This is a genomic window from Virgibacillus sp. DJP39 (assembly GCF_049310925.1).
Lineage (GTDB): Bacteria > Bacillota > Bacilli > Bacillales > Amphibacillaceae > Virgibacillus_F.
In genome coordinates this window covers 25,043-35,328 of sequence record NZ_JBMERP010000035.1, presented here as the reverse complement: position 1 = coordinate 35,328, position 10,286 = coordinate 25,043, and the positions used below count along the sequence as shown (strand labels likewise).

Annotated in this window: 17 protein-coding genes and 1 pseudogene; 9 read left to right on the top strand and 9 right to left on the bottom strand. The window is 34.6% G+C overall.

Annotation, left to right across the window (positions count from 1 at the left end; all coding sequences use genetic code 11):
- Positions 1-652: 652 nt before the first annotated feature.
- A complete protein-coding gene (locus ACOI1D_RS12450) occupies positions 653-1,051 on the top strand; it encodes a hypothetical protein (protein WP_422501615.1) in 399 nt (132 codons plus the stop codon).
- On the opposite strand, the gene ACOI1D_RS12445 is transcribed toward ACOI1D_RS12450, so the two are convergent.
- From ACOI1D_RS12445 to ACOI1D_RS12430, 4 genes are all read right to left on the bottom strand, one after another.
- Entirely contained in the window at positions 1,052-1,207 is a 156-nt protein-coding gene (locus ACOI1D_RS12445) for a hypothetical protein (RefSeq protein ID WP_422501614.1), read from the bottom strand.
- 35 nt (positions 1,208-1,242) lie between these two features.
- The gene (locus ACOI1D_RS12440; RefSeq protein WP_422501613.1) at positions 1,243-2,898 is read right to left on the bottom strand and encodes a transposase; all 1,656 of its coding nucleotides are present in this window, start codon (positions 2,896-2,898) and stop codon (positions 1,243-1,245) included.
- Positions 2,891-3,142, bottom strand: a complete 252-nt coding sequence (locus ACOI1D_RS12435) for a hypothetical protein (RefSeq protein ID WP_422501612.1) — start codon at positions 3,140-3,142, stop codon at positions 2,891-2,893. Before ACOI1D_RS12435 ends, ACOI1D_RS12440 begins: the two co-directional genes overlap by 8 nt.
- A gap of 255 nt (positions 3,143-3,397) precedes the next feature.
- On the bottom strand, positions 3,398-3,847 hold the full coding sequence (locus ACOI1D_RS12430) for a hypothetical protein (RefSeq protein WP_422501611.1): 450 nt from the start codon (positions 3,845-3,847) through the stop codon (positions 3,398-3,400).
- A 215-nt stretch (positions 3,848-4,062) separates the two neighbouring features.
- Between ACOI1D_RS12430 and ACOI1D_RS12425 the strand changes: the two genes are divergently transcribed.
- From ACOI1D_RS12425 to ACOI1D_RS12395, 7 genes are read left to right on the top strand one after another with little or no spacing between them, the layout of a single operon-like run.
- Positions 4,063-4,269 (top strand): DUF1657 domain-containing protein, encoded by a 207-nt coding sequence (locus tag ACOI1D_RS12425; RefSeq protein ID WP_422501610.1) that lies wholly within the window; start codon positions 4,063-4,065, stop codon positions 4,267-4,269.
- A 2-nt stretch (positions 4,270-4,271) separates the two neighbouring features.
- Positions 4,272-4,796: a hypothetical protein gene (locus ACOI1D_RS12420; RefSeq protein ID WP_422501609.1), complete on the top strand. Its 525-nt coding sequence runs from the start codon at positions 4,272-4,274 to the stop codon at positions 4,794-4,796.
- A 17-nt stretch (positions 4,797-4,813) separates the two neighbouring features.
- Positions 4,814-5,293: a stage V sporulation protein AC gene (gene spoVAC / locus ACOI1D_RS12415; protein ID WP_422501608.1), complete on the top strand. Its 480-nt coding sequence runs from the start codon at positions 4,814-4,816 to the stop codon at positions 5,291-5,293.
- Positions 5,294-6,310 carry a stage V sporulation protein AD gene (spoVAD, locus tag ACOI1D_RS12410; protein WP_422501607.1) on the top strand — a complete coding sequence of 339 codons (1,017 nt, stop codon included), beginning with the start codon at positions 5,294-5,296 and terminating at the stop codon, positions 6,308-6,310.
- Entirely contained in the window at positions 6,307-6,657 is a 351-nt protein-coding gene (gene spoVAE / locus ACOI1D_RS12405; RefSeq protein ID WP_422501606.1) for a stage V sporulation protein AE, read from the top strand. The genes spoVAD and spoVAE overlap by 4 nt, the downstream gene beginning before the upstream one ends.
- A 12-nt stretch (positions 6,658-6,669) precedes the next feature.
- Positions 6,670-6,873 carry a DUF1657 domain-containing protein gene (locus tag ACOI1D_RS12400; RefSeq protein ID WP_422501605.1) on the top strand — a complete coding sequence of 68 codons (204 nt, stop codon included), beginning with the start codon at positions 6,670-6,672 and terminating at the stop codon, positions 6,871-6,873.
- Positions 6,874-6,896: 23 nt separating this feature from the next.
- On the top strand, positions 6,897-7,754 hold the full coding sequence (locus ACOI1D_RS12395; RefSeq protein WP_422501604.1) for a DUF421 domain-containing protein: 858 nt from the start codon (positions 6,897-6,899) through the stop codon (positions 7,752-7,754).
- A 33-nt stretch (positions 7,755-7,787) separates the two neighbouring features.
- Here the strand turns inward: ACOI1D_RS12395 and ACOI1D_RS12390 are convergent, their stop codons facing one another.
- From ACOI1D_RS12390 to ACOI1D_RS12370, 5 genes and pseudogenes are all read right to left on the bottom strand, one after another.
- Positions 7,788-7,988: an amidase family protein gene (locus ACOI1D_RS12390; protein ID WP_422501603.1), complete on the bottom strand. Its 201-nt coding sequence runs from the start codon at positions 7,986-7,988 to the stop codon at positions 7,788-7,790.
- Positions 7,989-8,174 carry a hypothetical protein gene (locus ACOI1D_RS12385; protein ID WP_422501602.1) on the bottom strand — a complete coding sequence of 62 codons (186 nt, stop codon included), beginning with the start codon at positions 8,172-8,174 and terminating at the stop codon, positions 7,989-7,991.
- A gap of 6 nt (positions 8,175-8,180) precedes the next feature.
- Positions 8,181-8,375, bottom strand: coding sequence for a hypothetical protein (locus tag ACOI1D_RS12380; protein WP_422501601.1), 195 nt, complete (start codon positions 8,373-8,375; stop codon positions 8,181-8,183).
- Positions 8,376-8,408: 33 nt separating this feature from the next.
- Positions 8,409-8,471 (bottom strand): annotated as a pseudogene (locus ACOI1D_RS12375) (amidase family protein); the annotation flags it as partial.
- A 1-nt stretch (position 8,472) separates the two neighbouring features.
- Positions 8,473-8,703 (bottom strand): amidase family protein, encoded by a 231-nt coding sequence (locus ACOI1D_RS12370; RefSeq protein WP_422501600.1) that lies wholly within the window; start codon positions 8,701-8,703, stop codon positions 8,473-8,475.
- Positions 8,704-8,744: 41 nt separating this feature from the next.
- On the opposite strand from ACOI1D_RS12370, the gene ACOI1D_RS12365 reads away from it, so the two are divergent.
- Positions 8,745-10,283 (top strand): spore germination protein, encoded by a 1,539-nt coding sequence (locus ACOI1D_RS12365; protein ID WP_422501599.1) that lies wholly within the window; start codon positions 8,745-8,747, stop codon positions 10,281-10,283.
- Positions 10,284-10,286: the final 3 nt, after the last annotated feature.

Sequence of the window (10,286 nt, the reverse complement as noted above, 5' to 3'; positions counted from 1 at the left end):
TTAGACTTTAAATTATTCGACATTTTTTCACCTCCTTAATTTTTAATATGTTCCCACCTTATAGAATTCAAATTCTAAAATCAATAGATTATACTAAAAATTCACCAAATTAGGTTAAAATACCTCTTAAAAAAAGATTAAAAGACTAAACGATTAGAATTTCGATTTTTTGGAATCGTTCCTCCTTTTGGTTTGGAGAACGAAAAAGTCTATATGACACCTTACAACTAATTTTAAGGTGTCATATAGACTTTTTTTTGTTGGGGTTATGTTCAAATTTATTTTACAAAAATATATTTATCTTTGTAGAATAATTACATTATATGCCTTTTAAATTAATTTTAAGAGGTCATAGTTACGTTTCTTTTGTTTGGCTTACATTTAACTCTATTAATCTATAAAAACAATTACTAGGTACATAAAATCGACGAATTACACTAAACTGTTTTTGAGACTAGTTTAGATAACAGGGAAAATGATAGTACCTTTGGGAAAGATAGAAGGTACTGGAATCAAAGGAAAAATAAAAGCCATAGACCGCAATGATCTATGGTTTTTATAGTATTAAAAATCACTGTTAGGACATTATTTGCCTTGGAAACGCATACCTTTTTATTAAGAGACAAAACTAGAAAAAAAGGTTGGTGATACAGTGAAAAAAAAGAATTTTATTCTAATATTTTCTTTGGGTTTAGCTATTGCATTAATTACAACTTTTAGCGTTTCATTAACGGCTACTGAAAAAAAATCATCAGACGAAACTATGAAGTTTTCATCTGAATATTTTAAAGATTTAAATGAAAGAACCGGACACTTAGGGGAAAGTATTATTAAAAATCTAGATGGGACTAAGTTTCGGCTTCATACCATTATAGGAAATGCTGAAAAGTTTCCAACCCAAGTAATTCACTTAGAACCTATTAAAGAAATAACTTTAAAAGAAAAACAAAATATAAAAAATAAAATTCATAATATAATTAAATCTAAGAATTTCAGTGACAAAGAAACATTTGAAATAGTATTTGAAGAAAATAAAAATATAAAGAATTAATTAATCCCTAATTCTAATGGTAACCGTTTCATTAAATCCATTAACACTAAATCCTATTACAAGTTCTGCTTTGTTATTATCACCATCTACAAGTGTTCTTACCGAAAATGAATGGCAAAAGTCTCCATTAGAATCAGGGTATATATATCCATGCATTTTTGAATCCGTTCCACTTGGATCTTGTTCGGAAACTAAGTAATCACCATTATTAAGTGACTTAAATCAGTCTTGCAATCCACTGTAAAGTCACCTTTATCTTTTGGTGGTAAAGGGTGATTTATTGGGTTTTTAGCCCAAACATTGTATGTTGATGTTCCATCTGTATCGACTTTATGAAACTGATGTGTATTCAATTTTAATACTAATCTGGAATGTGCCAATCTATTTAATGACTTTGTTGTAAAACCGTTCAATTCTCCCCAATCCTTATTTTCATTTATAGCATTTATATATTCCTGATAAGCATCTGGGAGGCTCTTATCACGGTCAATTTTACATAAAAAGTGGTGTGCTGTGCTTGATTTAATATCATCGGCAAAAATTCGGTAAATACCACTCATAAGTGTATCGTCTTCATCCGTTACAAAACGCCATTTATTAGCATTTATACTTCGCTCAATTAACCACAAATGAGCGAGAACAGTGTAAACAGAATTTGTGTGCATACCATCAATGTATTTGCTTCTTCTACTGAATTCACTCAATAAATTGTTAAATTCAATACTTGTTTCATTATCGTTTTTAGTTGGTGGTTGCGGAGCATAAGAAAACCGTAATCGTGCATTTTTTTTAGAAAAATCGTGCAAGTGGTCTTCCTTGAAATAGATTGTATCTTGGTAAATATCATCCAATGTAATACCCCAGTCATATGCTACATCAGAGCGAAAAATGTAGTTTGTATCAATATCGCCTGTGACAATAATGTGTGTCTGCATTAACTTATCCTCGGTATTGTTATATCTGATTCCACCGTGACCTCTTTTTCGAACGTTATTCAGGTTGTATATCATCTTATCCGTGTTGAGCCACATAGAATCAAATGACAACAGGCTTAAGGGTTTTTGTTCGTAACGTTCAAGGAATTCTAAGCAACGTTTATAGAGTAACTCTAGTTTATGATAATACGTCTTCGGGGAGATATCCAAAACTTCACAGGCACGACTGACTGGTGTTCTATTCACGAGCATTTTTGCAAATATAGGCATTACATCATTTTTCTTTTGGTTGTAAGTAAACTTCTGTTCTCGATTTGGAAGAACATTAGTCATTTTTTTGCAGTATTTACACTGCCACTTTTGAGAACCACCACTACTTTTTCCTCGCCGATAGAATTCCTTAGATTGTTTGAAAGGATTTGCGTCAATCGTGCAGCCTTCTTTATGAAATTGATATTCTGGTTTTATATCTTTCACTTGGTCAAGTGTAGCCAAGCGTTTGATTTCTTCTGCAACAGACCAGTTGGAAACAGCTGTAACGGAACACTTATGTGATTTATTTTTCGATGACTTTTCAGGTTCTGGATTGCAAACAATCGCATCACCTCTATGTTTTCCCTGGCTGCTCAATCTATATCGGTTGGGTTTATGTTTAATATGTTCGTATTTCTTTTGTGTTTCGCCAAACCAATCACAAAAAGGATTAACGCAATGATTAAAATGTATATAGTGTGGAATCCCTTTATACTCTAATTCCACTGGAATATATGGATTACCGAAAGACTTCCCGAATTTTAACGGTTTTAACAACGGGTATTGAAGATGTCTATTAAGAAGTTCATCTGATGATAAGGGTTCGATTACCTTTACAACTTCATCATTTAAATTAGCCAAACGCTTCAACTTAGCCATTATCTGTTTCCTCCGTACCATAAACATCACTGATAATCCTTTTGTTATAACGTTTATTCTTAATCCACTCGTTGAAGTTTTCATCGCATAAAATGTTTATTAAAAATTCATCTACCACTTCATCCTCGGTGAACTTAGAGTATTCCGCATAATATTTCACAATGGCACGGGTTCTATCAGATATTTTCCAATTGACTTCTGTTAATTGCTTATTCTTAGGCTTAATAAATTTTAAATTTTCCAATAAGTTCTCCTCCAATACCAATTCACATACCAAATCACATCAAATTCACATACCCTACAATTATTATTTCCATATATGTGATTCATTATGCGATTTAGGGTGTGAAATTGCAATAATTTAACAATAAATACTGTTATATCAATAAAAAAAACACACGGGAATTTTCTTGTGAAAAACCGTGTGTTTTATAATGTGTTTTTAATGTTTGCACCCCTGAAGTGAACCCGTTACATATATAATGGTGCTGTTTTTTTACTATTCAAAAGTTAACTTTTCACTGTATTCAATTTTTTCGATTTTACCATCTAGTTCAAATTCCGCTAAACAATACAAAGTATATACCCCCGCCTTCTCGGGTACTTTCATTATTCTTGCACTTTGAGGGTAGTAGCTGTTTCCAGGATTTAAAGTTTTTTTAAGCGTACTTCCTGTAAAATCATGATTCTTTTTTCCTAAAGATACAGATATTAATGGTGTTTGATGCTTAATTTCTACAGGTTTTTCACCTCTATATTGTATGGATCGAAAAACTTTTACTTCGTGGTTTTCTTCTTCAACTCTAATATGTAGTGTGAAATCACCAAACTGTGTCGATCCGGTTCTATTTGATACTAACGTTGTTTTTCCAAATCCCTCAAAAATGAAAATAGAAATCACTAGTGCACCTATGGAGACTATATACAATAAAATTTTACTAAATTTCAAACAATATTCCTCCCAACTGGTGTCTTTCTATTACGTATGACGGTTTAATTCTATAAAAAGTTTCAATTATAGTTAAAAAATTCAATCATTCTATTATTATAGTATAAAAAAAATTCCGTTTATTGTATTACTATATTAACATATAAAGGAAATAAATAAAAAGTATAATAACGACAAAAAATACAATTCTAAGAGTAACTGAAGGAGGAATTATTATGACAGTGTCAAGTCAAGTAAAACAGACTATTGCAGGATTAAGGGGCGCCCAAGCAAGTTTTGAACAATTTGCGTTGCAAACACAAAATAAACAAGCAAAAAAATTATATGAAAATGCAGCAGAACAGACAAGCGTTATTTTGCAAAGTGTTGAACCCCGTTTACAGGAAATAGAGCAGGAAGAACCTCAATATAAGGAAGTATAACCATGAAAGGATTGATTTTTATTTCAGCCCTTCTGCTACATAATCCTAAAGAAGTTGGTGATGATAAAATGATTATACAAAAAGTAGTGATTATATTGGCACTAGCCATTTTGGGTGCTTGTAATACGAACACAAGTCCCCAAACTTCTAAAGACCAAAAAGAGCCTGAGACGTCTAACATGAGTAATCCTTCAACACATGATCAATCTCCTTCACAAGAAGCAAAAAAAACGTTACAAAGCTATCATGAAACGACAAAAATCTATGCTGTCAACACAGACAAAATATTGCTTGTTGCGCTTGAAGTACATCAAATAGATAGAATTAAATTAACAACATTTGAGGAAAAAGCTGCAAAAAAAATTAAAAAACAGTTCCCTCATCTTAAAACTGAAGTTTCAACAGATCAAAAACTAGTGTTTGAACTAAACAAGTTAGAAAAAAAGGTATCGAAAAATGAAATTAGTAACAAAAAATTAGAAAAAGAAGTAAAACACTTGAAGGAATTACTTCACGAAAAAACATAATGAAAGAGTGAGTAGAAATGGCTGATAAAAAAAAGAAAAAACTGCCTCCTAGTGCACAAGAATATCAAGCCTTCCAACAACAAAGAGAGGAAAAAAGGCCTGTCTTTAAAAATTGTGTAAAAGCTTTTTTTGTTGGAGGATTCATCTGTTTTATCGGTCAGTTAATCTCTACATTCTATCTTTATTACTTTGATTTCACCGAACAAACAGTTGGGAATCCTACAGTAGCAACATTAATTTTTATAACGATGCTTTTAACTGGTTTTGGTGTCTATGATCGAATTGGACAATTTGGTGGTGCTGGTTCAGCAGTGCCTGTAACGGGATTTGGAAACTCCGTAATTTCTGCTGCGATTGAGCATCGTACGGAAGGTTTTGTGTTAGGTGTAGGTTCAAATATGTTTAAATTGGCAGGAACTGTGATTTTATTCGGCGTTTTCTCAGCTTTTGTCGTAGCACTTGTTAAAACACTATTAATTATGTGGGGGGTATTATAAATGTTAGTCGGTCATCGGACATGGGTATTTGAAAACAAACCTGTCATTATTTCCACCGGAACTGTTGGTGGACCTTTTGAAGCAAACGGCAACATACCAAATGATATCGACATACTACATGATGATATGTGGTTAAAGCAGGCTTCTTTTGAAAAAGCACAACAAATGATGCTGGAGGAAGCCTGTCAGCATGCAATTAAAAACAGCCCCATTCAAAAAGAACAAGTTCAATTTTTTATTAGTGGTGATTTAATTAATCAAATTACACCAACTAGCTTTGCCGCTAAAACACTTGATGTCCCTTACTTTGGAATCTTTAGCGCATGCGCTACGTCAATGGAAAGCCTTGCTTTATCTGCCTTTATTATAAATGGAAATGGCGCAGACTATATTTTAAGTGGCAGCGCAAGTCACAATGCTGCTACAGAAAAACAATTCCGCTATCCAACTGAATATGGGGGACAAAAACCACCCACATCACAATGGACAGTGACTGGTGCGGGTTGTGCTTTAGTTGCTAAAACTGGAACTGGACCAGCAGTAACATCTGCAACAATTGGTAAGGTAGTTGATATGGGAATGTCAGACCCTTTTAATATGGGTGGTGCTATGGCACCTGCAGCAGTTGATACGTTAGAAACCCATTTAAGGGACCGTAATATTGAACCCTCTTATTATGACTTAATCATCACTGGTGACTTAGGACATGTTGGGAGAAAGGTATCATTAGACCTTCTGAAAAAACAAGGTGTTAACATATTAGAGAACCAGTATGTAGATTGTGGACTTACTATATACCGGGAAGGACAACCAGTTTTAGCAGGTGCTAGTGGTGCTGCATGTTCAGCAGTAGTCACATATGGACACTTTTTAAACAAAATGAAACAAGGAGAATTAAACAGGATACTCGTTATCGCAACTGGAGCATTACATTCGACTTTAAGTGTTCAGCAAAAGGATCCAATTCCATGTATCGCACATGCAGTTTCTATTGAAATGGGAAGTGAAAATCAATGATTTTTTTCTGGGCATTTGTTATTGGAGGAACAATTTGTGTGATCGGACAGATTATGTTTGACGTTTTTAAACTTACGCCTGGTCACACCTTAAGCATTCTTGTTGTGTCTGGTGCTATTTTAAATGGATTTGGTCTTTATGAACCATTAATCGATTTTGCAGGTGCTGGAGTTACAGTGCCAATTACAAACTTTGGAAACCAGTTAGTGCAAGGTGCAATGGATGAAGCCGATCAGCATGGGTTAATCGGTGTTGTAACTGGAATGTTTGAAATAACAAGTTCAGGTATTTCCGCTTCTATTATATTTGGAATGATTGGAGCGCTGTTATTTAAACCAAAGGGCTAGGAGGAAAATAACATGACAATAGGTTCACAAGTTAAAGGCTGTTTCTCATCTTTAAAGAGTGCAGAAGCAACGTTAAGTCTTTTAGCAAATAAAACACAAAATCAACAGGCGAAACAGGTATATGAAGAAGCCCAAACAATTATTGACGATGTGAAAGATGATTTGCAAAAACAAGTTATTTACCTTGTTAAAGAAGAACCACAATATAAAAGTTAGCAATAAAAGAAAGGAATTTTCGAATGCCTGATTGGGTTAATGTTATCGCCAGATCTATTATCTTAATTATAGTTCTGTTTTTGATGACAAAAGCACTGGGGAAAAAACAACTTTCAGAAATGAACGTATTTGAATATATTACAGGGATTGTCATCGGTAGTATTGTTGCTATGCATACAGCAGACGGTAATAGCACTTTTTCTCATGCTATTGCAGCCCTGTTTGTCTGGTTCGCTATTCCGTTTGCTGTTGAAATTATTTCTGAGAAAAGTAAATCGTTTAGGAGTTTCACACAGGGTAAAAGTACTGTTTTCATTCAAGATGGAAAAGTAATGGAAGACAACATGAAAAAAGAACGGTTTACCAGTGACGAGTTACTTGAGAAGCTCCGTTCGAATCAGATATTTAAGACAGCAGATGTTGAGTTTGCAGTGCTTGAACCTTCCGGAAATTTGAATGTTATGCCCAAAAAAGAAAATCAACCATTAACTGCTAAAGTTCTTGGTATCAAGCTTCCAACTGAAAGAGAACCCCAAACAGTTGTTATGGACGGAAAGGTTTTACTCGAGCCACTAGCAAATCTCTCATTAAATACAAACTGGTTAGAAACAGAGCTCGACAAAATAAATGTTAGTGTGGAAAACGTTTTTCTAGCTCAGGCCGATACGGATGGGCAGATTACGGTAGATCTATATGATGATAAGATCTCTGTTCCATCCCCTTCTGAGAAACCACTACTGCTTGCAAATCTTAAAAAGTGCCAGGCCGATCTAGAGCTTTTTTCATTAGGTACCGAAAATCAAACAGCAAAAGACCTGTATCAGAAAAATAGTAAAAAACTTCAACAAGCAATTGATCTTGTTTCACCTTACTTAAAATAGTGTTCTAGTGCCATCGTGCAGCCGGTAGTTATTTTAATCAAGCTGTGTACAACGTTGATAACCTCCAAATTGTTCTTCAAGTATCTTTCCCAGACGAAATAAAGCATCTTCATTTCCGTTAGAGCTCATAATCTGTATGCTAATAGGCATGCCGCTTTCATCTTTACCAACTGGGATTGTTAAGGCAGGCAGTCCCCAAACATTTGCATATGCGACATAGGGCATATAATTCATTTAAGTCTTTTTAATTAAAAAGATTTCTCGATAGACCCCTCCGTGTTTTGGTGCTCCTGTATGATAAAACGAAAAAATCAACAACCGATTAGCAAGGTACTCAGTCAGTTTCTTATCCCCTTCCATAATAATGCTTGCAATCTCCTTTTTCCGTTCCGGGTTTGGTTTAAATAAATTAGCTCTCATTAATCCCTAGGTTAGATAAGGGTGAAATTGGGACTTCCTGGTTAACTTCTCTTTCCCATATTCTTTTAAGGCACTTGTACGGTCACTTGGAAATGCAATTTTTTCTATTCCCTTGCCACCATCAGATGACATAATTTCCTGCCATAACAAATAAGTGACTAGGGAAACGGATGGTCCACCAATATCAGAACCAATCCCCACAGCAGATCCACCAGCTACAAGTAAAGCACCTTCACCACCACTGGACCCACCAGCAGTTCGTGTAAGGTCCCACGGATTATTTGTTCGTCCATACAGCTTATTTTACACTAATCGGCACACCGTATAATGGTCCTTTCTTTTTTCCATCGTTAAGCCGCTCATCCATTATCTTTGCCTCGTTCAATGCATCAGTGAACCATTCTTCAACAATGGCATCAATAGCCGGGTTTATTTTTTTATATGCTCTACATATGTGTAAGTTACATGAAAACTCCATTAAAAAACAGAAATAAATAACTAACCTGGTACCATACATAATTAAACTCATTAAAGTGCACTATAAGAAAAACAAGTGCTGGAGTTGCTTTAATGTTTAAGAGACTATTTAGAAAATACATATACAAGAATGTAGAAGATCTTTATAGGCAAGAGTCATCACAAGAAGCTATTGAATTAAAAGAACAGATTGTTCCCGCAAACTTAGAAAAAACAGTAGACATCTTCAAGAAAATTTATACTTATCCTGATAACAAAGATTTGAAATTCCGGGACATTTTAATTGGAGGACTAAACCGAAAGGCTGTTTTAGTGTACATAAATACGATTTCTGACACAACAGTTCTTGAGGAACAGGTTATTACCCCTTTATTGCTTAATCGTGATCCTTCACAGGAAATAGAATCAATAGTATCGGTTCAATCGGTTGCAACAAAAGAAAAGATTAATGAAGTGCTAAACGAAATAAACAAAGGGAATGCTGCTTTATTTGTTCATGGTGAAAAAAAAGCATTTATTATCAGTGCTTCTAATTTCCAAGGTAGAGGTGTTGAAAAAGCGGAGAACGAAATTTCTTTACTTGGATCTAAAGAGGCATTTAATGAAAAAGTAATGACTAATATATCACTTATTCGAAAGAAAATTAAAAATGAAAATCTGGTTTTTGAATCAACTGTTATCGGTAAACGTTCCAATAATGATGCATTTATTGCATATATAAAAGACTTGGCAAATGATGACTTGTTGAAAAACGTAAAAGAACGATTAAACAAAATAGATGTTGACTCTGTTCAAAACCTGTCATTACTTGAACAGCACATAGAGGATCGAAAATTATCCTTGTTCCCTACTATTCTAAATACAGAACGCCCGGATCGAGCAGCAAAATTTTTAGAGGATGGGTATATTGTCCTGCTAATGGATAATTCACCATCATCGCTTGTTTTACCTGCGACCTTTTGGTCATTCTTTCACTCAGCTGAAGATCAGTATCTGCGTCTTATTTATGGCAACTTCACTAGGATATTACGCATGGTGGCAATTTTTATAGCTTTGTTTGCCTCCTCTGTTTATGTAGCGGTTACTACTTTTCATGCTGAAATGGTCCCACCAGACCTATTGCTGGCTATTGCCAGTACCCGGGAAAAAGTACCTTTACCAGCTGTAATAGAAGTTTTGACTTTGGAAATTGCCTTTGAGCTTTTAAGGGAGGCTGGACTTCGTGTACCAACGACCATTGGATCAACAATTGGAATTGTTGGTGCATTGATTTTAGGACAGGCAGCTGTTCAGGCAAATATTGTAAGTCCAATCGTTGTGGTTGTGGTTGCCCTAGAAGGCTTAAGCTCATTCACTTTAGGTAATATTAGTCTGAATTATTCCGTACGATTGTTGCGATTTGTGTTTATTATCGCTTCTGGAATGTTTGGTATTTACGGGATAACTGCAATATTTGTATTGGGGATGTTTTATATGGTTTCAATTAAATCATTCGGGGTTTCCTACCTTTCTCCCCTTACACCAAAATACCTTTCATCTGGTGATACCATCTTAAGAAGTAAAATAACAAGTGAAATTTTTCGACCTGGCTATCTGAAACCAAAGGATATCAGAAAGAAACAGGAGAAATAATAT

Coding starts and splice junctions, on each gene's coding strand:
- ACOI1D_RS12395 (WP_422501604.1), top strand. CDS start 6,897: ATGCCTGATTGGGTTAATGTTATCGCCAGATCTATTATCTTAATTATA.
- ACOI1D_RS12445 (WP_422501614.1), bottom strand. CDS start 1,207: ATGCATGGATATATATACCCTGATTCTAATGGAGACTTTTGCCATTCA.
- ACOI1D_RS12365 (WP_422501599.1), top strand. CDS start 8,745: ATGTTTAAGAGACTATTTAGAAAATACATATACAAGAATGTAGAAGAT.
- ACOI1D_RS12390 (WP_422501603.1), bottom strand. CDS start 7,988: ATGAATTATATGCCCTATGTCGCATATGCAAATGTTTGGGGACTGCCT.
- ACOI1D_RS12440 (WP_422501613.1), bottom strand. CDS start 2,898: ATGGCTAAGTTGAAGCGTTTGGCTAATTTAAATGATGAAGTTGTAAAG.
- ACOI1D_RS12420 (WP_422501609.1), top strand. CDS start 4,272: ATGAAAGGATTGATTTTTATTTCAGCCCTTCTGCTACATAATCCTAAA.
- ACOI1D_RS12370 (WP_422501600.1), bottom strand. CDS start 8,703: ATGAGTTTAATTATGTATGGTACCAGGTTAGTTATTTATTTCTGTTTT.
- ACOI1D_RS12425 (WP_422501610.1), top strand. CDS start 4,063: ATGACAGTGTCAAGTCAAGTAAAACAGACTATTGCAGGATTAAGGGGC.
- spoVAE (WP_422501606.1), top strand. CDS start 6,307: ATGATTTTTTTCTGGGCATTTGTTATTGGAGGAACAATTTGTGTGATC.
- ACOI1D_RS12400 (WP_422501605.1), top strand. CDS start 6,670: ATGACAATAGGTTCACAAGTTAAAGGCTGTTTCTCATCTTTAAAGAGT.
- ACOI1D_RS12385 (WP_422501602.1), bottom strand. CDS start 8,174: ATGAGAGCTAATTTATTTAAACCAAACCCGGAACGGAAAAAGGAGATT.
- spoVAD (WP_422501607.1), top strand. CDS start 5,294: ATGTTAGTCGGTCATCGGACATGGGTATTTGAAAACAAACCTGTCATT.
- spoVAC (WP_422501608.1), top strand. CDS start 4,814: ATGGCTGATAAAAAAAAGAAAAAACTGCCTCCTAGTGCACAAGAATAT.